Source organism: Mucilaginibacter sp. R-33 (assembly GCF_049949235.1).
Lineage (GTDB): Bacteria > Bacteroidota > Bacteroidia > Sphingobacteriales > Sphingobacteriaceae > Mucilaginibacter.
The window spans coordinates 5,936,313-5,963,152 of sequence record NZ_CP188089.1 but is presented as its reverse complement, the minus strand read 5'-3'; the positions used below and the strand labels follow the sequence as shown (position 1 = coordinate 5,963,152).

Here is a 26,840-nt window from a genome sequence, read left to right as displayed (position 1 = left end):
AGTTTGCTTTTAAAAAGCACCAAATTCTGCCAGGCTACTGAAAACCCCGCCATGGGTGCTGATAACGACATATTTAACATAGCGTGCATCTGTGAATTTGGAAAGCCATTTCTTTTGCTGCGCTTGCACACTTTGTAAATGAAAACCGTCGGCTCTTGCCCAGTTGATTTTATCCACACTGGTTTGTATCTCTACTGAGTCGGCTTTCCCTCCATCGCCGTTTATTTGCCGTTGGGTAAAATTAAACCCATGAAGGGATTTAACAGTGCCCATATCGAACGTTACGTAGTGCGGTAAAACACTGCCGCTCCCGGTCCATTGAGCATGCCAATAGGTATTGACATTGTTATCCAGTGCAAATATAGCCCGCCCGTTATTAGGGCCCTCGCCTGATGATTCCTGTGATGAAAAGTCAACGACAGACCATCCCGTACGGTCATAATCCGGATAATCTGCTATGCTCGGTTCGGAACTTACAAGAAAATAAGTTGTCCGGAGTTTTTGATTGATCTTGAAATCAGCGCTTATGGTAACAGGCAACAGGTAGTTTACGAACATTGGTATAGCATTATTACCCGTAGTTTGAATAGTAACCTTTAAAGGTTGAGTAGCAAGTTCCCCCTTCTTCAAGATTGCCTCTGTTGCGCTAAAGTTATACGATTGCCGGGGTAGCACCTGGTAAGATGTACCATTCGCGGTATTATAACTCGCAACTAAAGCGGTATCTGCTTTAAAAGACACCTTAATATCCTGGCCGGGATAACCTTTACCGCCGTAATTTGCGCCGTAAACCAGGAACTGCTCTGTCGCCTTAACTTCCAGCGTACTGCTAACCAGACCATTCACCGCCTGGGGCATGTAGATCTGGTTATAGCTTGATTCGTCCTGCGGAGGGAGAACAACATCATTCCTGCAACTTTGAAAAATGACAAGCGAAGCTGCAATGATCAGTTTGCCATAATTATTTTTTTTCATTTGATTTAAAATTTGATTTACCACCATGGATTTTGTACAAGCAACCTGTTCCTGTCCATCTCATATTGAGTAATAGGCCACCAGTAGTATGACTGTCGGAAAAGGTGAGGTGTAGCGGTAGCTACCCGTTTATAAAAGTCATTCCCGTCTTTGCTGATATCCATGCCGTGCATGGTTCCCATAACCTGGGGAGCGATTTTCCAGCGCCTGATATCAAAAAAACGGTGCCCTTCATAAGCCAGTTCAACACGGCGCTCAGCGCGAATTTTGGCACGCATAGCTGCCTGACCGGCCGGTATTGGCAAGGCGTTGGGCCCGGAACCGTACTGGGGGATACCGGCACGCTCACGAATTGCATTCAAATAAGTAAGCGCCTCTGACGATCCTGGCTGAAACTCATTCAATGCTTCCGCATAGTTCAGGTAAATCTCGCCTAAGCGAAATAATATCAGCACACGTGATTGCACCTGTCCATTGCCCCCCGCACCAACGTTAGTCTGCGGTCCGACGTTTTTCCGGATCAGGTAACCGGTTTTAGAAAAATCAGTCGGATGCCCGTTCCTCCCGTTGGGACCGGAAACGTAAAATGTAATAGGTGCGGGTGCATTCATCGTCCCTCCCTGCCAGATGCTGTTATTATACGTTATATCATGGTAAAAACGCGGCTCGCGATTCATAAACATATTGTAAACCTGAACACCATTTACACTGGTAAAACCTGTTTCCGAATATAATGACGACTCTGAGGGTAACAAGCCGTCTGCCATGAAATACGCATCAACGTTCTCCTGGGTTGGCGCGAGGCCGCACCATCCGCCGGCCTGCCTTGGGGTACAGTGAACATCCCATCTTCCAAGGTCATTGCCCTTCCTCACAAATATCTGTTCTGAATTCCAGCTGTTGAAAAACAAACCGTCCAATGACTTGATAGGGTTCCCTGAAGGGTCTTTATATAATGAATATAATCCCAGATCAATAACGGCCTTGGCAGCGTCGGCTGCTTTCTTCCATTTTTCCGCATTATAGGTCTGCGAGATCAGCACCTTGCCATCCTGGTTTTTAAAAGATGATACTTCTGTATTTCCGTTGTATTGCGGACTTGCCGCGTAGAGCAAGAGCCTGGATTTTACAGCCAAACAAATACCCTTGGTGATACGTCCGTATTCCGCGTCACTTGCCTGCCCGTTGCGTTGTGGTTGCAGTGGCAATACTTCGGCTGCTTTGTCCAATTCGCCAACCACATAATTCACACAGTCGTCAAAAGGGCTTCTTGCAATCTGCATCTGCGAGGCTACAGCGTCTGGCGGGGTAACATCTTCGCCCATAAGCACTACCGGGCCGTATTGTCGCATTAACAGAAAATAAAAATAAGCACGCAGGAAGCGTGCTTCCGCCTGGTATTGGTTAATAAGCTGCTGCCCGTTAAGCGCCCTGATCTCCACATTCTCATTGATGTGGTTCATGAAATATGTTGCGGACCTGATACCCTGGTAGTAATAACCCCACCGGTCAAAGATCACATTGGAAGGGTTCAGATTACCGATATTTACAGGGTAATTCGGCCCACCTGCCCAGGTCAGGTCGGCTTCGTCACTACAGCCCACCATAGGAAAACCGTCTATCGCGTTGGATTCATCGGGCACAATGCTATAAACATTTGCCAAAAACTGCTCCGACGATGCTTTTTTTCGGAATACCTCTTCAATCGTGATGCGGTCATTAGGGACCTGGTCGAGGTATTTTTTACAGCCTGTATTTAAAATCCCGCCCGATAAGAGCAGTATAAGAATAAGTTTTATTTGTCGATTCATTTTCTTTGTGTTAGAGGTTGGCGGTTAGAATGAACATCTTAATCCAAGATTGTAGGTTTTCAACAGTGGGTACTGCGAGCCTCTGCCATCTCCCAGCTCAACGTCCCATAGCTTAAACTCGCTTGCTGTGAACAGGTTGTAACCAATAAAATAGACATTTAAATTAGATGCGCCGATTTTAGATAGCCAGTTTGTATTGGCGAAATCATAACTTAACTCCACGGTCTGCAGGCGCAAAAAAGAACCGTTCTTTGTCCACCAGCTGCTGGTTTCATAGTTCATATTGTCGTTTCCGTAAGTCAATCGCGGATACAACACATTATTGGTCGGGTTTTCCGGTGTCCAGCGGTTTGTAACAGCTTTGAACAGGTTGCCGCGTTCACCTCCAAGCCTGAAAGGTTGTAAGCCATCGCCATTCAGCAAAATATCAACATTACTTATCCCTTTGAACCAACCGGCGAGCGACCAGTTTTTCCATCTTACTGTAGGGCCGAAGCCATAAACAATCTCGGGAATGCTGCCATAGCCAATTGGGGCCTGATCGTAAGAGTCTATTTTGCCATCCCCATTCAGATCCTTGTATTTGATATCTCCTGGCTTATTAATACCGGTTTGATAAGGACTGTTACGCACGTCTTCGTCCGACTGAAAGAGCCCTGTAGCGATATAACCAAACCGCTGGCCCAGTTTACGACCTATACGCTGCTGCCAGGGATAAGGCCAGGGAGCGTTGGCATCATCAATGACTATAGCCCTGTTCCAGTTAATATTACCTCTTATACCCAGTGTAACGCTGCCGACACTTTGCTGATAATCAATGGTTGCATCTACACCGGTATTGTTGACTTTGCCGAGGTTTGCGTAAGGCAGGTTTGGGATACCAACCGATAAGGGGACATCACCGCGCTGCCTGAATATACCCGTTCTTTTTTCCCGGAATACGTCTGCGGTAACGGATAAGGCGTCGTGCAATGTTTTAAACTCTATACCAAGGTTATATTTTGTGGCCCGTTCCCAGGATACATCAACCGCATAATCGCCGAAATTAAGGCCGTCTATATTGTTGTTGATATTATTTTGCCCATAGTTATAGCCTCCTTGTCCGGTTATGGTGCTGATATAGGCAAACCTCCTGCCCCCTATATTGCTGTTGCCCACTGTGCCATAAGAGAACCTGAGCTTCAAAAAGGAAAGGATATCCTTTACCGGTTCAAAAAACTTCTCCTGGGAGGCAACCCAGCCTAAGCCGAATGACGGAAAGAAACCAAACCTTTTTTTAGGTGCGAAAGTTTCAGAGCCGTTGTAACCAAAATTTATTTCGGCCAGGTACTTATTGTCAAACGCGTAAGTCACCCTGCCTGCAAGCCCCATGTAACGGTAAGGTATTGAACTGATGAAATCTCCCGCGAAGGCATCAACCCGGTCAGATTGATTGTACAACACCATGGCCGAAATATCATTTTTCTTAATGGTTTTGGTGTAATTAATAGCCCCTTCAAGATAGAACTGCCTGGTCCCCCCGTTATTTCTGCTATAGCCTAAGTAATTGGTACCTATTTGTGTTTGCTCAAATGTCAACTCGCCGGTGGCATTCCGTCCTGTGGCCAGGAAGCCGTCTACCGATTTGGTGCGGGAAATCTGATGACTGTTATAATTGTCAAAAGAATACATGCCTGTTATGGAAAGTCCGGGCAATAAAAAGCCGAGGTTTTGGGTGAGGCGTAAATTACTCCACAATTGGCTCCTGAATTCCGTTGCATAACCCGATTGTGTGAGAATTGTATAGGGGTTATCGACATCGCCGGTACGGATCTTAGAGAATAACCCATTAGAATAACGCACAGGGATGGTGACAGGTGTCAATACATAAGCAGCATTGAATATACTGCCGGTCCCTGATCCCGGGTAATTACCATTGCTAATCCAGCCTGAAACGCCGAAGTCAACTTTAGTGGTTCTGGTAACATTCAGGGTAAGGTTGGAAGTAAAGTTGAACCGGCTGAATTTCATTGTAGAATTATACTTTGCGAGTTCATCTGTTTTGAACATACCCGTTTCGTCATAGTAGCCAACTGATAGGTAGTACTGCGCTTTATCAGAACCGCCATTGGCATTTACCCTCGCCCTTCGGTTTTGTCCGCGCCGATTCAGAATCACATCCATCCAGTTCACATCCGGATACAGGTCAGGGTCTGACTGCGCCCTGGTTGCTGCTATGCGCTCGGCAGTGTAACGGGGATTGGGATCGGTCGGAAAGCTGTTTTTATAAGCTTCATTGGCTATCTCCATATAAGTTACCCCATCAGCAAACTGCGGCAGGCGGGTAAATTCCGTTACGCCCTGGTCATACTGTACATTAATTTTGGTTTTTCCGGCATGACCTTTTTTGGTTTGTATAACAATCACACCATTAGCGCCCCTGACACCATACAAGGCGGTAGCTGATGCATCCTTCAGCACGCTAAAGCTGGCGATATCCTCCGGGTCAATATTGTTGAAAGATCGTTCAACACCATCCACCAGTATTAAAGGAGAGCTGCTGGTAAAGGTTGATATTCCCCGGATATAAATTTCCGAATTGTCGTATCCTGGTTCGCCGCTGCGTTGAACACCAACAATACCTGCAATACGACCGGCAATCAGGTTGGATAAATTAGCTACAGGTTGCTTTAAATCCTCTGCCTTGACGGTGCTCTGCGCGCCGATAGTTGTGAGCTTTTTCTGGGCGCCAAAAGCCACAACAACAACTTCGCTGAGGCCGGAAGCCTCTTCTTTTAAAATAATGTCGATCCTGGCCTGGCTACCAACGCCTACCTCTTTAATGATAAACCCTACCATTTTAAATACGAGTATATCGTCGCCTCCTGCGATAATGCGGTAATTACCATTATTATCCGTAATTGTTCCTCGTGTAGTCCCTTTGATGGTTACCGATACGCCCGGCAAGGGTTTACCGAGCGAATCAATAACGCGTCCACTAACCTGCTGTGGCGCCTTGATGGCCAATTGCTGAGGTTTGGCCTGTTTGGGCAAGGTTGTTTGTTTTTGCTTATTGATGATGATCACTTTGCCCTGCACCTCTATCTCATAGGGCATCCCATCCAGCAACGTCTGAACCAGCGGAATAACTTCGGTATTTTTTACGTTGATAGATACTTGTGCTTTTAGATCAATTTCTTTCGCATTGTAAAAGAATGTATACGAGCTTTGCTTTTCTATTTTTTTTAACACGCTGCCTAAGGGCTGTTTTTCGAGATGCAGGGATATTTGCTGCGCGAAAGTTTTTGCAGTAAGTTCCAGTGACATTGCGGAACAGAAAAGCAAGAGCAGCATGCCGTGCCTGATCTTCGCACGGTCCGGACATTTTTTGATTAGATAGTTTAATAAAATTTTCAATTGCATAGTTTTGCATAATTGGGGGTGATAGTGACATATAACTCCATTAACAAGTCGTCCCTGGTGGGCGGCACATCGCGAATCCGGAAAACGGGGGTGGTCTAAACACTCCTGTTTTCTTTCGCTCTTTTGATTTAACCGTCTCTGATTTTGCTCATAAAATTGATTTGGTTTTATTATTGGTTTTTTAAGGGCGAATTAATTACCACCTGGTGCTCGCCTAAAAGCCGAACGTTGATACCGGCTTTCCTCAGGATAACCAGGGTTTGCTGAAGACCTATATTCTTTGGGATTTTTCCGGAGAATACCTGATCAGGAATGGTTGTTTCGTATTCGGCGTCGAAATCATACCAACGCTGCAGCTGCGCCATTAAAGCCGGCACACTGGCATTGTCAAAATAGAAATATCCATTACGCCATGAGATGAATTGTTCAGCATCCACGTCAGTGATCATGATGTCACTCCCGCCCGATTTAGCTTGTTCACCTGGGGAAAGCATAGCCGTTGCGCCTTTGGGGCCACCGGCCCACACTTTCACGCGCCCTTCAAGTAAGGTAGTTCGTGTTGTCCGGTCATCCATGTAGGCGTTCACGTCAAACCTGGTACCTAAAACCTCGATGATTTGTCCTGCTGTTCTAACTTTGAATGGGATTCGCGTGTCAGCGTTCATTCGGTCTTGATGGCTGCCCGGGGTGGGTTTAATTAATTTCTTTATGTCGAAAAAAGCCTCACCTTCCAGCTCTACCACACGTTCATTAACTGAAAATTGTGAAGGGTAACGCAACACCGAGCCTGCATTGAGCGTCACCTCTGATCCGTCGGGAAGGGTTACCTGATAAATTAATCCCTTCGGTGTTGATAACTGCAAGAGTTGGTCGGCACTTGCTTTTGCTTGGGGCAGACGAGGCTTTTTACCCGCTAAAGCCACCGGATCGCCACTAAAGTAGCGAATGCTTTTACCGGCTATAATTCCTTTTTGTTGGCTGCTTAATAAGATAACCTGTCCGTTTTCAAGGGTTAACGTTGGTACCCGCTGTTGGGAGCCGCTGTTTTTTTTACCCTTTAAAAAAGGCCAGCCTATTAACAAAACAGAAAACAAAATGAGCAAAGAGGCGGCAATACTTACCGGCCATCGCCATTTATTTCTCTGCAGTAATTTTTTTGTGTCATCGTTCAACAATTCCCTGTTGTTTAAAACTTTCGAAAACATACGCTCTTTTAGTGCGTCCTCCGCGTCGGCCGTTGAATCAAAAAAGCTGTCGTCGTAATTATTGTACCAACGTGCAAACTCTTCCTTTTCCTGAGTTGTAATGTTTCCGGTAAGCCACCTAGTGGCCAGTTCAAGTATTCGCTTCCTGTCTGTCATAATTGGCTCTGATTATGTATCCCTTTGCCCGGGTAAATCCCCTACTGCTTTTAATTTTTTTTTGCGAACGATTGCCTCGAGCGGTTACAAGAAGGCCGGCATATAGGATATGCGGCTGTAACGTGGTCATTTGGGGCGGGAAGTGCTTCTTAGGCCGAAGATTAGAGTAGTGTCAGTAAAATACTCGCTAATTTGGAGCGGAGCACCTTAAAGGCTTTTTGCAGATGCGCTTCGACGGTTTTTTCGGATATGGTTAATTCGATTGCTATTTGTTTTTGGGAGTAGCCGAGTTCACGGCTCATTTTAAATACCAGCTGGCATTTTTCGGGCAGGAGTTTTACATATTTAGCGAGTTCATCTTTCAACTCTTCAAACGCGAGCCATTCTTGTGTGGAATTGTCAATACAACAATCTTTGGGTACGGCATTCAGATAGTTCTGTTTAAGCGCATACCTTCCCAATGTTTTAATAACACGGTATTTGACAGATGCGGTTAGGTACCTGCCGAGGCCGTCACCCTCGATCACAATGGTTTTGCGCCTTACCCACAATGCAGTAAAAATATCCTGTACAATTTCTTCGGCATCCAGCTCATTGTCAACACGATTGGCCGCGACGATATACATTTTTTTCCAATACCTATTGTAAATATCCCTAAACGCGCCCTCGTCATCGTTTTGCAACAAAGCCAACAGCTCCTCATCTCTGACCTGGGTAATCATATCGGCTTAAACTTAAACAATGACATACATGCCGGTTGAACATCTATTCGCACGCAATCTGCGAACATCAAGCTACTTTTTTAATATTTATAATTGGTTATGATGCCCTGTCCCCTTACGACGGCTGTTCTCGAGGCGGGCGGACAAGTCTTTTTACAAAATTATCTTTAATAAGCATTTCACTGTACCCAACTGTTTAAGGTTCGACGGACCAGGAACTGATGTTTCATATTGAGGGCCTTATTATAGTATAAAACGGAGCTTTGATCCATTGCGGCACACCTGATTTAACCAGTTCTGCCGCTTTCTCACCTATAAAATGAAAATCTGTAGAAATGGTAGTTATGCCGTTAAGTATAAATTGCTTGAACGGTGTTTCATTATAGGATATAAGTCCGAAGTCTTCCATTAGTGTCAGTTCTTCGGCCTTTGCCCGTGCTATAAGGCCAAGAAGGTCATCATCAGTAAGCGTGATGTACAACGTCCCCCTGTTAATTTTTTCATTACGGGCACTGGGTGTAACACGATGAGGGCATTCATTTTTTTTACAAAAGTTCAGAAAACCCAACAGTATTCCTGTAGAATAATAACTATCTTTTGGAAACACGATGGTGATGGCCTGGTAATTTCGGATATAGCTGATCATACCGCTTAAAGCATCAAAAATATCCCTTTCAAAATCTTCATATACAGCTGAAAACTTCCTACTTACCCCTTCTAAAAAACCACCTATCAGGATCAGCTTTTCTTCGGGTATTCTGTTCAACACATCAGCAGGCAACTCATCATTGCAAATGAAATGGGGCGCAATAACTATCTTATCAAATTGGTCTATCTTATCAAACAGTAGTTTCTTAAATAGCGTAAGATTGTTATTATAAATGAAAAAAGTTATACGCGCGTTTTCACCAAGGGCATTAGCAAAAGCATCGTATATAATTTTTTTCTGGCTGCTCAATTTATTAAAAAGCATTAGTACCCGCAGGGAACGTCCCGTTTCAATTTGCTTTATGTAGTGCCCCTTGCCATGTACAGAACCTACTACCCCCCTTTCCTTCAGCGTACTGTAGGCCTTGGCAACTATATTCCTCGACACATCAAGCGCTATACTTAGATCATTGATAGAAGGCAGTATATCGTTAATCTGGATCTGACCGCGTTCAGCTGCCAACATAATGCCATCAGACAATTGCTGATGGTAGGGCGTGAGCGAGTGATCATCAAGGTGCAATATCTTCAGGTAGTTTTTCATGAAGGATATTTTTTAGTTATCATGATTTTACAACACTACTGCCGGCAGGTAATTAAAGATCTGCCAACAGTAGCACAATGCGGTGGTTTTGCGGCCTGATGCGGTATAAACTTCCATTGTCAGTTTTTTCTATCGTACCTTGTTTGGGGACAAGCTTGTAAAGATGTCCGTCAAATTCGTAACGCGCGCTGTTCTCCGATACTTCACGAAACGCGGTTTTGGCATGTTCAGCGACATAGAGATCCAGGAACCAGTCAATACCCGTTTGATTCTTTGAGGTGATAGTCAATGAATTTTCTTTCATATCAATTTCGAAAAGACCTTTGCCAACAGGCCATGACGCACGAGCCGTTGTTTTGTCGACATTAGTAAAGACAGGGTCGCCGCCTTGAACGGGAACCTCGTTCGAACCATCTTTCATCATCAAGCGAAATCCTTCGGGGTTGCCGCTTTTACCCCATTGAAAACCATCGACCAGGGGAAGCGTGTAAAAGAAACTTTGATTAATAGTGGTTACGTTATTCAGGTATTTATCAGGGATCTTCTCGTTAAACAAATGCAGATCAGCTAAACGCAGCTGGCCGTCATTCCATAGCAGGTTCACTCTGTAAAAGCGGCTGTTGTACCAAACGGTTTTTTTATTGCTTTCACCAAGATCTTTGCTTACGGTAAAGGTGGTAGCCGGTGTAACTTTGTACGTTTTTTTAAACCATTCGCCCGACTGCGCCATGGTTTCCACCCGTACCTTGCCTTCGTCACGAAGCCGGGCTATGATGGGCATCTGCCATTCCAGCCCTTTTTTCATCGCATCCCAGGTAAAGGAATTTTCCTGGCCGGCTTGTGTATAGTTAAAGCCAAGAGAAACGTCGTTCGCGAAACTTTGCAAAAACCATTTTATCCATTGTTCATTTCCTCCTGCGTGCCTGTAAACAGGCTCAAGGGTGGTTACAGACCGACCGTCAGCATATTGCCGGATGGGATCGCTACCCAGCATCCTGAATACGGGTACCGGCAGTTGTTGCGTGGCATGCTGTGCAGGCATATAAGCGTTTACCCGGCTCGGATAATAGGCCTGGTTCCAATAACCGCCCCATAATGTAAAGCCGTCGGTACCAACCTGGTCTTTGCAATTTGCAGAGGCTGTGATCTTGTATTTGTCGTACATGTAATTCAGGGAGTACGCGTCGATAACCCAGGAAGCAATTGATTTAGGGTAATAACCAAAAATCTGTTTAAAGTCGGCAAAATACACATCAATGATCTTTTCGCGCTCGGCAGGCGTGTAACCCACCGAAAAACCGATATCTGAATGCCAGTCCCACGCATATTTTCCACGCCATTTAATCCCGGCCTTTTCAATCAGCGGCTGCGGAAGTTCCCACCATCCGCCAATCTCAAATTGATCTTTGGGCAACGTCTTCAGCAAATCCTGATAACGCTTATCTATCAATGCATCATACTGTAACAAGAAGGTGCCGCCAAGATGGTTTTCCTTCATCAGCTTAATCTGGTTTACAACGGTTTGAAACAGCACGTCTTTCGTGATCTTGCTATCCCGCGGTTCAATATCACGGATAAAATTAACAATGTTGACAATCCGGGGCGATTTGGCCACTGCATTATTTTTAACCTGCGCCAAACAGATAGAAACCGGCAACAGAAGTAACAACATTAAAACAGATTGAAGATTGGCTTTTTTGTTCATGAGTAGGTTTTTCGTCAATAAGATAAATCCTGAAGACCAGGAGAACGCGGTGTATTGAAAAATTGATTATGAGATTTATTTTTAATTCTTTTTGCCGGACGCAATTAAATCCGGATATCGACTGATTATTAATGAGCGAATGGCCAATGGCAACGAATCGATCGAAACCGGCTTATCCTGCTGGCGTGTTTGTTTTTGGTTGATATTCCCTAACAGGCTCCATTTCCGGGTCATTTCAGCAGGCTCATGCGCTGGTAAAGTATAATTGGTAAAATCAATCACTTTTGCGGGGCTGTCTCCATCGTTTTTCTTCAATAAGGCCAGCCTAAAATCCTTATTCATAAACCAGCTGATCTCTTTATCCGCGTCAGAACCCCCTATGCCAGATCCCCGCTCAACAAAACGATAGTTAAAAGTATTGCTTTTGTAGTGTGACCTCCATATCAAACCGAACTCGCCCTGGGTAATCAGTTTGGTATCCGGCCAGCGTTTGCGGATCGCGTTCAGCCAGTCTTTAAGTGCAGATACATCCATCGGCAAAGACAGTTCCCAGCAATTGGTTACCCAGCCAAAGCCATTTAGTTGAAAGCCTTTATCAAAATGAATAGCGATGGTGTGCATCATTTCTTTCAGACCCGTTTCCTCGCCGTATTTACCGATAGTTTCTATCGGGCCAACACCCATCCTGCTATTAAAGCCTTCGGCGAAACCAGTCCTTCTTCCGGCCAAAAAATCAACCGACCATCCATCCAGGTTAACACAGTCAACAAAATCGGTCTTACCTTGGGCTGGTTTACAAAAATGCTGTTTTGATGGGTAAAAAGGATAGCAAACCGAGCCATCACCATCCTGGTTATCGATACTAAACTGGCTCCAGATATTGCCCTGGCATACGTGGATCCCCTCCTTTTCGGCGAGATACTGTTGATTTTCGGAGGATAAAAAACCGGCTATTATACTTTTAGGACGATAGCCATGGCCAACCATTTTACTGATGATATTGAGCGCGTCATGAAGATCTTTATTCACCTGTGCCGTGGTGTTGTAAGCATTGGCAAAGTAAGCGCCTGGTATAAAGGTGATTTCATCACCGTATTGATGATAATAGCCAACCACCAATTTCCTGATCTCCCGGTAAGCGGCGCTGGTATCATTCAAAGCCAGCCAACTAAACGACCATGTCATTTTTCCGCCCGGGAAACCATCTGCAAAAGCTTGCCGGAATGACTTTACCCGTTCGGGCGTGTGTAATGGGCGCTCATCCTCGCCAACATTACGGGTTCTTGATACTTCTATCTGGTTTACCCGGATAACGGTATTAAAGGTAAGAAACCGGTTACCCATTAAACTGGTTCCCGCTTTTTTGGTTTTTTGTTGCGCCTGCACATTCAAAAAAGGCAATACGAACAACAAACACAATAATTGAAGCGCTGATTTGAATTGCATTAGATCTTTTTATTGTTGACAGTAAAGTCACATGTTACAAAACAGGCTAACCGGGAGAACATGCTCGTCCCGGTTAGCTATAAATTACCAGCCTGGGTTTTGCTTAAGCTCTTTGCCGTTGGCAGCGTAAAACGCCACTTCTTTAGTTGGCAGCGGTTGCAAATAATCTTTAGCCGGGTCAAATTTCCTGCTGCGTTCTGCGATCAGGAAACCGTTAGCATCAACCTTCGTCAGGTAACTCGGATCGCTGTATGGTGCGCGGGTCGCCCAGTCGGTACCGGTTATTTTTATGCCTTTCACGTCCTGGGGCAATTCGGTTTCGGCTGTTTTCCAGCGGCGCAGATCGTCGTACCGGAAACCTTCAAGGCATAGTTCAACGGTGCGCTCGCGCCTGATCTCCGTACGCATATCCAAACCATTCAATGCCACAAAAGCGTTGGTGAGATGCGGCATGGAAACTCTGTCGCGTAGTAGATTAATACTCATGTTCAGATCATTATCGCCGATGCTACCGTTCTTTTCATAAACGGCTTCAGCATAGTTCAATAAAACCTCGGCATAACGGATCAGGTGCCTATCGAAATCGAACAAACTCGCGCTGCCATTCCTGCCGGAGTTATTGGCCAGCGGATCTTCCGACATGTATTTATATAAAATATAACCTGTATTGAAATTACGCTGCGGTTTATCCGGCCAGTTTGCCACTTTGGTAACCGGGTAAAACACACGATTCGTAAGGGTCCCGGGTATGATCATGGTTTGGGTCATGCGTGGGTCGCGGTCCTGGTATTCGGATGTAAAAGTATTGTATCCATGGAAAACAGATCCAGTAGCGGTAATTGGCAAGCCGTTTTTATCCAGGTACATATCTACCATTTTGCGGGTAGGGTTATAACCATCCTGATCGTACATATAAGGTGCGTCCTGCCCAAAAATATTACGGGCATAGCGCCTGTCCAGTATGGATTCTTTCGAGTCGTCGCCAGCTTCAATAAACAGGTAGCGATAGCTCTGAGCACCGCTTCCTTTATATAAGCTGTAAACACCACTGCTGATTACCTGTTGGGCAGCGGTTACTGCCGCGTCGAGATATTTAGCCGCGCTGGCATCACCGCGGTATTTTTCCCAGGTGCCTTCAAACAGGGCCACCCTCGATGCCAGGGCCTGTGCCGTGCCTTTGGTTATACGACCAATATCGGGTGCAGAAAGATCGGCCTGTACCGGCAGGTCGGTTGCAGCTGTGTTAAGGTCGCTCAAAATCTGGTCGGCAGTGGCAATGCGGGTAGCCCGCGGTGCAAATAATTCCGGGTCGCCGGTTTGCAGCACTTTGGTAATTAGCGGAACGCCGCCATAAATACGCAACAAACGCCAGTAATACCAGGCCCTGAAAAACCTGGCCTCGGCTACATAACGTTTGATGTCGGCGTCACTGTTTCCGGCGCCTTTTTCAAGTATATTATTGGCCGAACGGATGTAACCATAATCGTTAGTCCACTCGGACGAGTTTTCTGTTGGTTGCAAATTGCCGTTGCTTACCGTATTAGGCGTATTGAAGGCAATATCCGATTCGGTGTCTTCCTCGCCAAAGCCGTTAAGGCCGTTGTACAGGTTATTGGCTGCAAGCTTGAAATCGTTCCCTGTTTTCCAGAAAGTGGCATCTGTAATAGTGTCCTGCGATACCAGGTTAAGGTCTTTTTTACAACTGCCTACTGCCAGCGTTGACAATGCAAGAACAGCTAGCTTCACTTTTATGGTGTTGGTATTGATATGTTTTCTTTTCATGATGATCTGTTTTTTAGAAGCTTACGTTAAGCCCCAGTGAATACACCCTGTTAAATGGATAGGTACCTTCATTACGATAGCCATCTTCAGGATCGAAATTCCCGCCAAGGGTTCCTTTGGAGATGGTGAATAGGTCCTGCCCGCTCACATAAATTCTCGCCGATCGCATTTTTAGCTTGCTTGCTACTGATAACGGGAGGTTGTACCCAAGGGTGATCACTTTGAACCTTAAATAAGCAACGTTTTGCAGCGTCATAGCCGAGGCATGATAGTTGTAACTGTTGATATCATCATAGCCCAGGTTTCCGGGAATGTAGCGCGGGTATTGTGCATCCGGGCGCTGCGGGCTCCATGTTTTATTGTAGTAGTAAGCCAGCGTTGGCCAGAAGAAGGTGTTAGGCCTGCTGATGTTGCCCTCGTAAATCACATCACGTTTGCCAACACCCTGTAAAAATACAGCCAGGTCAAATTGCTTGTAACCTACATTGATGTTTGATGAAAAAGTATAGCGTGGTGTAAGATTGCCCAGATAAACCATATCGCCCGAAAGTCCTTTGGTTTTATCGCCGAAGGCAGTTAATTTACCATCACCGTCCACATCCTTGTACATCACGTCACCGATACTGATACGTGATGGAACGCCCTGCAATTGCTTATAGGCATCCAGTTGTTGCTGGGTTTTGATAATGCCATCATAGACATAGCCGAAATAAGAGTAGATCGGGTATCCCTGGCGCACAAAGTTTAATCCTTCACTGTAGTTATCGGAATTTTTGAGCTGTACCAGTTTGTTTTTACTGTCGCTGATCTGCAATGAAACGCTATACCTGAAGTCATTAATCTGGTCTTTCCAGGTAGCCGTAGCCTCGAAGCCTTTGGTCACCAGTTTCCCCTGGTTAATTGATGGCGGCGTGGCGCCAAAAGTTGCCGGAACAGCGACATTCACGAGCATATCGTTATTCGTTTTGTTGAAATAATCGAAAGAAAAGGATAAACGGGAGCGCATCAGCGATACATCAACACCTACGTTTTTATTTTCGATGGTTTCCCAGGTACGGTTGGTAGAGGCCGGATTACCATTTACCCCGGTTAAGCCAGCGTTAGGCGAACCTATGGGATAAAGTACAAGGTTTCCATTACTATCTCTTACCTGGTTTATAAGCGGGATATAATCGTACAATCCAAGACTGGTAATCTCCTGATTTCCCATTTTACCCCATGATACACGGGCTTTCAACAGGTCGAAAACATCTAAAGATTTAATAAATTTTTCTTCAGACAGGTTGTAGGCTAACGCCGCTGAAGGAAACAAGGCGCTCCAGCGTTTGCCCGGCGCAAACTTCGAGCTGCCATCGGCGCGGGCAGTAACGTCAAATATCAGTTTACTTTTGAAAGAATAACTGGCCCTGCCAAAGTATGACCCCAGCGCCTGGTTATTGATCAAACCTGTGAAATTGGCATAAGCGGCTTTGGTACGGTCGGCAAGATTTAGGGTAAAAATATCGTTGCTTGCAAAGTTGTAACCGGTTATGCTTTGGCCCTCATTACGTGTTTGCTCCAGCGAAGCACCGCCGGTAATGTTGATGCGGTGATCGGCACCAAATTGCTTGTTGTAATCAAAATAAGCCTGGTAAAGTTTATTTAAGCGCTTATTATTACCGTAGGTTGCCGAATTAGGCGTATTACGAATATCCTGTATCCCCCCTGCATAATTGTAACGGGTGATAGTAGGATTGGTAGAACTGGTATTATCATACTCAAACCTGAAAGCTGCCTGCGCCGTAAGTTTAAGCCCCGGCAACAGGCTGTAATCCAATTTAAAATTGGTTGCGAAACGCGACAGGTTATCTTTCGCTATGCCACCTTGCGCAAGGTACTGGGCAGGACCCTCGTATCCCTGGTAACCATAAAATTCGCCCAATGGATTGTACACCGGTTGATATGGAAACTGCCTGGTAACGTTGGTCAGCGCGCTCGACAGTAAAGTTGGATTTAATACCGCCTGGTTATCAAAACTTGTACGGGTTTCCAGGCTTAACTTACTGCTTGGCCTGATATCATAATTAAGGCGCAGGTTATACCTGTCTGATTTATTCTCACCAAAACGTACTATACCGTTATCCCGGTTATAGCCCACCGAAACCAGATAGTTATTATTATCGCCTCCGCCGGATACCGATATGTTGTGCAATTGCTGGGTAGCGTTTTTGTAGATTACCTTATTCCAATCGGTATAGCCATAAAAGCCGGGGTAATTGGTTACGCCGTAATTCCATCCTTTATCCAGATCAGGAGCCGCATTGGCGTTGATCTTATCAAAAACTTCCTGCGGGAAGCCTTGTAAACCCGCATTGCGCAGGCCCTCATCCATAAAAGTGGCAAACTGGAGAGTGTTTTGCATTTTGCGCAGGTAGGTAGGCTGCTTAACGCCGAAGTTGCCCGTGTATGTTATGATAGGTGTACCTCTCTTGCCCTTTTTGGTTGTTACCAAAATAACCCCGTCGGCCGCACGCGCGCCATATATAGCTGCAGCAGCATCTTTCAACACGGTTACTTCGGCAATATCATTGGGGTTTAAGGTACTGAAGGTATTCAGATCGCTTGGTACGTTATCAATTAGTACCAGGGGTGCGTTGCCGTTAATTGACGAATATCCCCGCACCTGGAAACCGTAGGTAGAACTGCCCGGCTGGCCACTGGCTTTGGTAATGGTTAAGCCAGGTACAGTGCCCTGCAAGGCATCGATGGTATTGGTTACCGGGCGGTTTTCAAAAACGTCGGCTTTTACGGTAGAGATAGCCCCGGTAACAGCTCCTTTAGCCCTTGTACCGTAACCTACAACTACTACTTCGCCCAGGTTTTTATCAGTCTTTACCAGCTTTACCTCAAATGAAGTTTGGCTGCCAACGGTTACCTTTTGCGTTGCATAACCTAAATAGGAAAATACCAACACCGAAGATGCGTCGGGGACATTCAACGCAAAAGCACCTTGTTGGTTGGTGGTTGTACCTGTGCCCGATCCGTCTATCATTACCGATACACCAACCAGTAGCTCGCCCGTTGTTGCATCCCGCACAATACCGTTAACCTTCTGGTTGACGGCTGTAGGCGGTGCCTGCGAACCGCTCTTTTTGATGATGAGAATGGTTTTATTACGGATGATAAATTCTAAAGGCTGACCTTTAAGGCATTGCTTCAGCACTTCTTTAAAATCGGCGTTTTTAACGGATAGGGTTATAGCCGCCGCGTCGCTAATGGCATCGTTGTTATACAAAAAGTCGTAATCGAGCTGTTTGCGCAATTGGGCAATGACCTCGCTTAACGAAGCGTTGTTGGCTTCAACGCTTACGCGCTGTGCATATACTTCGGCCTTGAGCTGAACTATAGCAAGCAATATCAAAATAAAGGTTAACTTCATTTTTAAGAACAAATTAGAATACACATAGGAATTCCTCCTGAACAGTAATTCAGTAAATTTTTTATACATTTGATTGTTAGGTTTAATTAACTGTTTGGTTAAAAACTTATTGAGATGACCTGACCTGGCTTGGCCGGTAAACCGGGGGCGTCGCAACCGCTCCTGGTTTTGTCAAAGTGTTTTGGTATACGTCTTTTTTTATCGCCTCCTTCCTTTTAAAATTGGGGTTGTTACTCAATTTATCAATTGTTTTCGGGGAAATTTATTCGGTTACAATAACCTTATCGGGCATTATCTTAAAATGTACTTTGCCCAATATCTCCAGGTTTTTAAGCGTTTCGGAAAGATTAGCTGAGCGCGAAAAGGTACCGCCAAAACGCTCTTTCGGTATCTGCCCCTGGTAAGCGATATCCACATCATACCACCTGCTCATGATTTTCATAATACTTTCAATGCCCTGGTTATCGAAAAGGAAGTAGCCGTTTTTCCAGCAGATGACGTTTTCGGCGTTAACCTGCCGTACGGTTAATTGATCATCGGCCTTAATGACCTTTGCTTCCTGGCCGGGCCTTAGCATGGCCATTTGGCCGGTAGCGGTGTTTTTGATATGCACACTTCCCGAAAGCAATGTGGTGGCCGAAGTTTTATCATCGTCGTAATTTCTTACGTTGAAGCGGGTTCCCAGCACAGTTATTTCCTGCCTGCCCGCTATTACTTTAAATACCTGGTTATTGGTTTTATGTGCCACTTCAAAATAGGCCTCGCCGGTAACCGTAACAACCCTATCACCCTGATCAAAATGCACGGGGAAAGTGATAGACGAGGCCGCGTTGAGCCAAACCTGCGTACCATCGGTAAGGGTAAGATGGTATTGGCCGCCACGGGGGGTAGATAATGTGTTCGTCAGATTATCACCTTTGGGAGAATTACCAGCATGATCTGTATAAGATAAATTGCCCTCCGAAGTTTTGCTCACCGATGCCATGCCCTGAACAGAAATCTGGCCGTTTTGCTGGTTGTTAAGCACAATTTTCTTACCGCCGGCAAGGGTTAACAAGGCGCGGTTCCCTCCTGGTTTAAAATCTTTTGCTACCCGGTTTATGGCCGACTTATCATCTACTTTTACCCCGGCCGATTGTTTCTGCGAGAAATAATAAATACCGATAGCCGCCAATAACAATAACGATGCCGCTGCAAACCAACGGGTACGATTAAACTTGTGCGAATGCTTCTCGCTAAGGTTTTCCCAAACGTTCAGCTTTGCCTCCTCCAGCTCATCTGCCGATACGGGGAATGGTTCGTTACGCCATTGCATATACCAAGTTTCGAGCAGGGCTATTTCCTTGTCGTTAGCTTGTCCTTTGCGGTATTTCTCCAGTAGTTGCCGGATCTCATCTTCTTGCATCGAGGTCTATTTGGGTTTATATTTAGATAGACAGGATGCCGTAATACTGGGGGGTAATTTTTTTTGAAATTATTTAAAAAATAAAAGAAGATTGATAAATGTGCCGAATTTGGTGCGTAAAATGCGCAGCGCGCCTTTAACATGGCTCCGTACCGATTGCTCACTTAAATTAAGCTGAATAGCTATTTCGCGGTGGGTATAATTCAATTTACGGCTCAACTCAAACACCTCGCGCATTTTTGGCGGTAAGGCACCAATTTCAGATTCGATCATACCTGCCAGCTGCCGTTCACGTATCCGATGATCGGTAATTGCTTCTACCTTCATATCCTCCACTGCAAGCGAAAGCAGGTATTTATCGACCACTTGTTTATGTGCTACAAAGTTGATGACCCGGTTACGAACACTCGCGTAAAGGTAATTGGAAATATTGGTGTGCTGATCGAAGGAACCGCGACGCGTCCAAAGGTGAGCAAAAAGGTCTTGCACCAAATCGCGGGCTTCATCTTTATCCCGAAGTTTTTTGAGGGCATGAACATAAAGCAACCCGAAATAACGTTCATATATTTCGGCAAAAGCATCGTGGTCATCAGCTGCTATCAGATCAACCAACTCCGTATCGCTCATGCAATCATAAGTCACCATAATAAAACAAAATCTGGTAAGTAAAGTAAAACCGCAAAGGCTTGCGATTAGTCATATAACTGGTTATTCTCAAATTTAAACAAATCGCACTTCGTAACTGTCCTCAACTGTCCTGAGGTTCAAAGACTTTATTGCGTTTATGTATAATCGCATCGGGTTAATCAATCCCGACCATTGAAAATAATGCAATCATTATAATGTTTTATATAATAAACATGTTAACTATATTTGCTTATTATATAAAACATTATGAAGCAACAACTGGTCTTTTACCTAAAGCGCAAAAGGTGCTTAATGACTTAGGTGAGAATAAGCTTGCCCGTTTACGCAGAAAGCTGAGCACTACCCAGATTTCAGAACAGGCCGGCATTAGCTGGGCTACGTTATGGCAAATCGAAAAGGGTACGCCCACCGTGGCCATGGGAGCTTATTTGGACACGCTGCACCCGCTCGTACTGCTGTTCGTACAGACAGTCTTGCTCAGGTCATCCGGACACAGAAAGATGCCGATGAGTTTATGGCGGAACTAGAAAGTACTGTTAAACGCAAAAAATAATTACATATTCTATCAAGAAAGCCGCCAATAAGGACTCTGATTTGGATGTCGCCTTTGCAGGATAAACACAAGCAAGACAAGTACCGTCGATAAAGTCGAAATGTCTGGAAACCCCGAGATCACTTTGCTGTGTCCAAGCATTAATAATCTTTTCTGGTAAAGCAGCCTGAATGGCAATCCCTATACTACAATTTAAAATGATACCCCAATTTTAGCGACAAGGCATCCTGTATTAACCGGTGGCTGTAGTTATCATATTTAACGCCGATATCAAGCCCGTTGCGAAGCTTAAAACCCAATGATGGCGTGTATACAAACGACGTATTCTTATGAGATGCAAATGCCACTCCCGCCTCGCCGCCAATATAAAACACGTCGCCCAAAAACGCCCTTAAGCCAACTTTAACCGGTACGACATTGCGCACTGTAAGGTTATTGTTGTAGTAGACGTTTCCATTGCTATCCATAATACCATAAGTTGATAGGTATTGGCTGTTCATATGCGTATAGCCTGCCGAAAACATAGCCACCAGGTTATTGGTTACCGGTTGATAAATCGTAACATCGCCACCTATTATTTTATTGTCCGACGAGTTGATGTCAACGCCCGGGTTAAAGCTGATGCCTATTTCTGTTCCGCTTTCATCCGCATTATTTTCTGCCTTTTTATGAGCAGCCATACTACGGGCACCAAAACCATAAGCTAAGCGCAGGCCCATGGCTTTAGTAGCTTTATCTTTAGTATAATCTTCATATTTAAGACTTAGGTCGATGCCGTTTTTAAAAGCCATACCTACCGAAGGCGACCATACAAACGATGTTCCCCATTGCTCAAAGGCAAAGCCCGCACCGGCCTCTCCGCCTAAATACAAATTATCGCCCACAAAATATTTTACACCCAGCTTTACGGGGATCACATTATATGGGCTGCCGTATTGGCTGTAACCGTCAAAATGATCTTTTTCGAAAAAGTGGCTAAAGCCGGTGGTCAACGTACCGGAAACGCGTTGGTTAATATTTTTCTGAATGCGGATATCGCCGCCAAGCGCGTATTTAAAAGCATCAGAAGTAGCAATGCCGGCATCAATACCAAAGCCAACCCGCCAGCTGCTGTTATTCTGGGCCTGAGCTAAGGATGCGAAAAGGACGATCAGGATAAATAATGAAAATAAATGTTTCATGTGGTGTAATTGATTTTTAGATAATTAGATTGATTAATCAACAGGAAGCAGGTCGACTGTTTTTTTGATGGTAAAACCACTGAGCGCAAACACCATCATCGCTGTCAGTTGCCAGCTTTTAAGCAGGCAGGAGATATAAACCCCGGTAAGCAAAACGCTGAATACGGAGAGTAGGATAATTTTAAGCAGGCGATACCTCTTCATTGTTGTTATTTGGGGGTGTGACAACAAGACGGGGCTTTACCCCTACGCAGTTAACATTATATTGACATGAATTTTTTCGAATTAAGACGAATTACACAAATGTTTGGCGGATAGATTTATAGATCGATTAGCTTGTGTAAATACTACCGAGCAATATTTAATTAAATCAATTCGTGTAATTCGTCAAAATCTTCTACAACACGCGAATTATTCGTGTTAATATTACTTGCTTAACTTGATCTTATATCCCAACCTTAACGCAAACTCCTTGTAGTAATAACCATAATCTTCAAATTTAAACCCGGTTTCTAAGCCGCTTTGAAAGCTGAAGCCAGCCCCGGCCGAGATCATTGAGGCGCGGTAAGGCTTGTAAACCGGAGAGTTTGACATAGACGAAAAAGAGTATATCGGCTGCTTATACAAACCGAAAGCGACACCAACATCGCCTGAAATATAAAACGCAGTCCCGGTTTTTAAACGCACACCAAACTTTAGGGGGATCATTCGGCGCGATACATCATAAATACTTACGCTATCGTTCCCAAAAACGGGAGGGTAGCCCTTATCAACCGGAAAGAATGTAAAACCGGTAGTTATCACGCCCGAAAGATGTTCGCCCAGATCGCGCTGAATAAATAGTTCAGCACCGTAAACTTTGCTATATGGATCGTCCCAGCCCAAACCGGTAGTAACTGCTGCACCTAAATACCAGGCCCGGCTGTTATCAACCGTTTTTTTCATAGGCTTAAAAACCGAATTGAAAGCAATACCTGCCTCCCATCCTATCCAGCTACGGGTTTGGTGCCCATCGCCGATAACCTGGTCGGGGTAATCAGGAATCCGGGTGATGTTTTTATATCCATCCAAATGGAACGAGCCGCTGTGGTTATAACTATGAAACACTGGTCCGGCCAATACACTGATGTGTTTGGAGAGTTGCAGGTTAAGCATTGTTTTAAACTGAAACCACCTGTCGTCCCACAAACCGGTGTAAGCAAACTGATAAGCAGCCTCGGCCGAGACATACGATTTATCGCTCAGCATAAAATCATGGCCAATACCTAAACCAAAAGAGTGAAGCTTATTTCCGGCAGAAATATTGGTGCCGATCAGCAGATCGCTGTAAAAACCATGGGTACCCGTTTTTAGCGAAAGGTTTGTATTGGTTACATCATTAGTAGTTGCAGATACCCGATAAAACCCATTACCAATAAAATTTATTAACCCAATACTGGCACCATACGAAGTATCGGCCGTATTTGCCAAGCCTATTTGTACGCCTTTTAATTTATGAGCGCTGTTATTAAGGGCTGAAAGTTGCAGGCCTGCTACCGTGCCATCTCCCTTATTAATAAAACCCGCTAACTGGATGCCGCGCACCGTATCTAAAGCGCGGTTGCTTACACCGGCTATCTGAATACCGGTAACAGAGCCTCCCACCAAATTAAAAACCGTGGCCAGTTGTAAATATTTGGCATCCATTTTATTGATATTGAACAGTCCGCCAAATTCAAATCCGTTCACTCCCGCGGTGTATCCCCCGGCAATATTTAACGAAAACTTATTCACCACCTGCGGACTAAACATGCCGTGCGAACTCAAGCCCGGTGTTAAAGAAACCTGGAACGGCCTCCGGGCAAAAAAGTCCGGAATATTTAAACTCTGGATACGCTGCTTGGCCGAAATAAAAAAGCGGCCCATCCCGGTACGCTCAACCCTGTTATTGCGATTCACCGCGCTGTTGTAACTATCCTGGTTAAAGCGGCTGCTCACCGATACCGTTTGCAGGAAATTGATGGTGGTATCGCGGTAGGCCAGCTTACTTGCCGTAACGCTGATCTGCTCCGGATTATCTGCCCTGAACTTGATGCGGAAATAGCCATGTTCATCGGTTAAAACCGAAACCAGCTGCGCTTTTACATAAACGCTGGCATTCATCAGGCGTTCGCCGGTGCGTTCGCTTACTACCAGGCCGCTCACCGAATAATTGCTGTTTTTATCGTTGGTGATATCGGTATCTAAAAAAGCAAGGCCGGGTAGTTTTTGGGTGATGATAAGATAGTTTTGATATTCGTGGATATTGTATTTATCGCGCAGAAGGATATGTAAAATATTGCCTACGGTTTGATCAGCAGCATTGATACTTAGTACGCTATCTTGTGGAAGCAGCCGCGCTTTATATGAAAACTGAAAGCCTCCTTTTTTGCCAAGTTCCAGTAAAATATCGCCAAGGCGCGCACCTTCAAAATTTATAGATACCGGTTTGCTTAAAATGCCCTGGGCCCGTGATTGCCCGAAGGCAAACAGCAGCATCAGCACAAAAAGCAAATGATAAGGTTTAGGTATGCGGAGATCTGAAAAAATCATTAACGCGAATGTTTTATTTAAGGATGATGGTGCCCTGCTTTTCTTCGGCCCTGATGTTTAGGGTAAGCTGAATAACATGTAACATCGTTTCAAGGCTGTTGTCTGCATTAAAGCTACCGGCTATTTCCATATCATTTAATTCTTTACGCCCGATGATGATGTGGCTATCGTAAGCCTCGTTCAAAACCGTTACCAATCTGCTAAGCTTAACATTTTTAAATACCAGATCTTTACTACGATAGTATTGATACAGGTTATCCTGTTTATGTTGCTTCACAAATTTCCCGGTTTTGGCATTTAATGAAACTACCTCGCGGGGTTTAAGTAAAATCATCAACTTGCTGCGACTGTCGGTTACTTGCACCAAGCCGGTTTCCACTATAATTTCAATATTGCCGTTAACGTTTTTTACGTTAAATGACGTGCCCACCACTTTTATTAAAGCCTCGCCTGCAGTTATAACGAAAGGCTTTGCCTTGTTATGGGCTACGTTAAAAAAAGCCTCCCCCTTAACCAGGTTTACCAGGCGTTGGTCGCCCGTAAATTTTTCAGGATGATCAAGGCGGGTATTTTTGTTGACGGTTACTATTGTTCCATCAGACAGGGTATCTATCCGAACTACTGCCTGACTTTCAAGTTTTACCTCCGGGTTGCTGAACCTGCTAAACCAGATCCAGGCACAAGCAGCAATAAAAATTATCGACGCGGCAATTTTAAGCCATCCATACCTGCCACGCATCGGTACAACATTGGCCTGCTGATTCTTTATTTCGGCGGCCCTTTGTTTTACCTTTTGCAGAGATGCCTGTGCATCAATTACGGCATCGGCCTTAAAGCTTCTACTGCTTTCCCATATCAGCCTGAATTGTTCAAAACGACGTTCGTTTTCAGGATCAAGCTTACGCCAGCTATCAACGCGCGCGGCTTCTTCTGCCGAAACCTCGTTAAGCACATAGTCGATCAGCAGCTCATCTGTTATATGTAAAGGTTGGTTCATTTAAATATTTTAATTAAAAAACAGATCAATAAAGGCAGGTAATCGGCCAGTTGCTGCCGCAGACGTTTAAGCGCTTTCACCATTTGATTATCTACCGTTTTTATGGAGATACCTAATTGCGCAGCTATTTCGGCATATTTCAATTCATCAAAACGGCTCATCTGGAAAATGATACGACATTGTTCCGGCAGTTGGTTAATGGCCTGTAACAACCGCTGCTCAAACTCCCGGTATTGAAGCTTACCCAAAGCATGGTCGGTGTGGTTATCGGCTTCGTGCATATTTCGTTGCTGGTATTTTTGTTTAACCTTTTGATGTTTAAAATAATTCATACACTCGTTATGTACCGACCGATACAGGTAGGCCTTAAGCGACGTATGGATACTTATGGGCCCGTTCCGCTCCAAAATTTTCAAAAATACATCCTGCACTATTTCGTCGGCATGTGCGCTATCCTCCAGCAAAGTATAGGCATAGTGGTGCAGTGCAGCATAATGCTCCAGGTAAACCCTGTCAAATTCGGGCTCATCTGCCTTTAAATGCAGTATATAAGTACTTACGCCGGTATTATTTTGGTGCAAACGCTGATGTTAATTGTGCTATTTTAAACATTTATTAACCGGGAGACAACAAAACAGGGGCTTACCCCTATGCGGGTGGAAGATTTTTTTAAATAAAAAGCCCGTACATCAGGATAATAAATAGTTATCTATTGTTGCCAATGAATAGTTTAAAAGTTGCACAAACGGCTTGGGCAAGTTTGGGATTAACCACTCTGACCATCCAAAATGGCTAAAATTCAATCATGATACTGACCCGATTCTTACTGTGCGTATATTGCTTAAGGTGGAGATTCCGCTCAAACTGACCACCTGATTCCGATTTAAAGTGACCAGGGTATTCCGGACCAAAGTGACCACCTGATTCCGGATCAAATTGACCACCCCATTTTTGGTAGTTTATGCATCAGACGCTGGCCGTCCTTTTAAATGCCAAATACAGTCGCCGGGTGAACGAGTTGATCGGTAGCCTCATTAGGTATGCGAAATAGCGCTGAAAGCCTCTAATAAAGCAATGAACGGCCATAACCAGAATGGAGATCCTGCAATCACCTTGCATATTAAAGCTTCGAAAAGAAAAAAGAGGTTATAGATAGAGCAGCACCAGGCTAAATGGAAATTGGTAAATAATTATCTTTGTTTATGCTGCTAAAGCATGAGCTGCATTTCTTTGCCAGCAAACAGGTGGTCAGTTTTGCCACGGAATAGGGTGTAACATATCTCCGAAACGCCCACGTTTATGAACCGTAACTATAAATTCAATGTTAGCATGGAACGTTTCGCTTACCTGAGCGGACGCAGCCTGTCGGCCTTCAAGCGGGATTTTAAAAGCATATTTGACGACGCGCCAAACCATTGGCTGGTACGCCGGCGTTTAGCGGAAGCCTATTTTTTGATTGAAAAAAAGCATCAAAGGCCGTCTGATATATTTGTTGAACTGGGCTTTGAAACCTTATCTTATTTTTCCTTCGCCTTTAAAAAGCATTTTAATCTGTCTCCCTCTGATCTGCTACGGCAAAAACAGGAATAATATTAATGGTTAGCAAGTTCC

Annotated in this window: 19 protein-coding genes; 2 read left to right on the top strand and 17 right to left on the bottom strand. The window is 44.7% G+C overall.

The genetic code is table 11. The features are described from left to right. Positions 1 to 9 precede the first annotated feature (9 nt). From ACP26M_RS24820 to ACP26M_RS24765, 12 genes are all read right to left on the bottom strand, one after another. Positions 10 to 975 (bottom strand): BT_3987 domain-containing protein, encoded by a 966-nt coding sequence (locus ACP26M_RS24820; protein ID WP_426584175.1) that lies wholly within the window; start codon positions 973 to 975, stop codon positions 10 to 12. Between the two features lie 17 nt (positions 976 to 992). Beyond that, entirely contained in the window at positions 993 to 2,786 is a 1,794-nt protein-coding gene (locus ACP26M_RS24815) for a RagB/SusD family nutrient uptake outer membrane protein (RefSeq protein WP_426584173.1), read from the bottom strand. 24 nt (positions 2,787 to 2,810) lie between these two features. Beyond that, complete coding sequence (locus ACP26M_RS24810) at positions 2,811 to 6,092, bottom strand: TonB-dependent receptor (RefSeq protein ID WP_426584171.1); 3,282 nt, start codon at positions 6,090 to 6,092, stop codon at positions 2,811 to 2,813. 266 nt (positions 6,093 to 6,358) lie between these two features. Beyond that, positions 6,359 to 7,549: a FecR family protein gene (locus ACP26M_RS24805; RefSeq protein ID WP_426584169.1), complete on the bottom strand. Its 1,191-nt coding sequence runs from the start codon at positions 7,547 to 7,549 to the stop codon at positions 6,359 to 6,361. Positions 7,550 to 7,710: 161 nt separating this feature from the next. Beyond that, complete coding sequence (locus ACP26M_RS24800; protein ID WP_426584167.1) at positions 7,711 to 8,271, bottom strand: RNA polymerase sigma-70 factor; 561 nt, start codon at positions 8,269 to 8,271, stop codon at positions 7,711 to 7,713. A 226-nt stretch (positions 8,272 to 8,497) separates the two neighbouring features. Then, on the bottom strand, positions 8,498 to 9,523 hold the full coding sequence (locus ACP26M_RS24795; protein WP_426584165.1) for a GntR family transcriptional regulator: 1,026 nt from the start codon (positions 9,521 to 9,523) through the stop codon (positions 8,498 to 8,500). A gap of 52 nt (positions 9,524 to 9,575) precedes the next feature. Then, positions 9,576 to 11,228: a hypothetical protein gene (locus ACP26M_RS24790; RefSeq protein WP_426584163.1), complete on the bottom strand. Its 1,653-nt coding sequence runs from the start codon at positions 11,226 to 11,228 to the stop codon at positions 9,576 to 9,578. 81 nt (positions 11,229 to 11,309) lie between these two features. Next, positions 11,310 to 12,674, bottom strand: a complete 1,365-nt coding sequence (locus tag ACP26M_RS24785; protein WP_426584161.1) for a DUF3863 domain-containing protein — start codon at positions 12,672 to 12,674, stop codon at positions 11,310 to 11,312. 84 nt (positions 12,675 to 12,758) lie between these two features. Beyond that, positions 12,759 to 14,456 (bottom strand): RagB/SusD family nutrient uptake outer membrane protein, encoded by a 1,698-nt coding sequence (locus tag ACP26M_RS24780; protein WP_426584159.1) that lies wholly within the window; start codon positions 14,454 to 14,456, stop codon positions 12,759 to 12,761. Positions 14,457 to 14,469: 13 nt separating this feature from the next. Then, positions 14,470 to 17,874: a TonB-dependent receptor gene (locus ACP26M_RS24775; protein WP_426584157.1), complete on the bottom strand. Its 3,405-nt coding sequence runs from the start codon at positions 17,872 to 17,874 to the stop codon at positions 14,470 to 14,472. 262 nt (positions 17,875 to 18,136) lie between these two features. Next, positions 18,137 to 19,279, bottom strand: a complete 1,143-nt coding sequence (locus ACP26M_RS24770) for a FecR family protein (RefSeq protein WP_426584155.1) — start codon at positions 19,277 to 19,279, stop codon at positions 18,137 to 18,139. A 69-nt stretch (positions 19,280 to 19,348) separates the two neighbouring features. Then, positions 19,349 to 19,906, bottom strand: coding sequence for an RNA polymerase sigma-70 factor (locus tag ACP26M_RS24765; RefSeq protein WP_426584153.1), 558 nt, complete (start codon positions 19,904 to 19,906; stop codon positions 19,349 to 19,351). A gap of 215 nt (positions 19,907 to 20,121) precedes the next feature. Between ACP26M_RS24765 and ACP26M_RS24760 the strand changes: the two genes are divergently transcribed. Continuing rightward, a complete protein-coding gene (locus ACP26M_RS24760) occupies positions 20,122 to 20,454 on the top strand; it encodes a helix-turn-helix domain-containing protein (protein ID WP_426584151.1) in 333 nt (110 codons plus the stop codon). Between the two features lie 211 nt (positions 20,455 to 20,665). On the opposite strand, the gene ACP26M_RS24755 is transcribed toward ACP26M_RS24760, so the two are convergent. The 5 genes from ACP26M_RS24755 to ACP26M_RS24735 all read right to left on the bottom strand — a co-directional run bounded on the left by ACP26M_RS24755 (position 20,666) and on the right by ACP26M_RS24735 (position 25,810). Then, entirely contained in the window at positions 20,666 to 21,661 is a 996-nt protein-coding gene (locus tag ACP26M_RS24755; RefSeq protein ID WP_426584149.1) for a hypothetical protein, read from the bottom strand. A 33-nt stretch (positions 21,662 to 21,694) separates the two neighbouring features. Next, complete coding sequence (locus ACP26M_RS24750; RefSeq protein WP_426584147.1) at positions 21,695 to 21,865, bottom strand: hypothetical protein; 171 nt, start codon at positions 21,863 to 21,865, stop codon at positions 21,695 to 21,697. A 222-nt stretch (positions 21,866 to 22,087) separates the two neighbouring features. Beyond that, positions 22,088 to 24,232: an LA_2272 family surface repeat-containing protein gene (locus ACP26M_RS24745; protein ID WP_426584145.1), complete on the bottom strand. Its 2,145-nt coding sequence runs from the start codon at positions 24,230 to 24,232 to the stop codon at positions 22,088 to 22,090. 13 nt (positions 24,233 to 24,245) lie between these two features. Then, positions 24,246 to 25,229 carry a FecR domain-containing protein gene (locus ACP26M_RS24740; protein WP_426584143.1) on the bottom strand — a complete coding sequence of 328 codons (984 nt, stop codon included), beginning with the start codon at positions 25,227 to 25,229 and terminating at the stop codon, positions 24,246 to 24,248. After that, a complete protein-coding gene (locus ACP26M_RS24735) occupies positions 25,226 to 25,810 on the bottom strand; it encodes an RNA polymerase sigma-70 factor (RefSeq protein WP_426584141.1) in 585 nt (194 codons plus the stop codon). The genes ACP26M_RS24740 and ACP26M_RS24735 overlap by 4 nt, the downstream gene beginning before the upstream one ends. 718 nt (positions 25,811 to 26,528) lie before the next feature. On the opposite strand from ACP26M_RS24735, the gene ACP26M_RS24730 reads away from it, so the two are divergent. Then, a complete protein-coding gene (locus ACP26M_RS24730) occupies positions 26,529 to 26,819 on the top strand; it encodes a helix-turn-helix domain-containing protein (RefSeq protein WP_426584139.1) in 291 nt (96 codons plus the stop codon). Positions 26,820 to 26,840 lie beyond the last annotated feature (21 nt).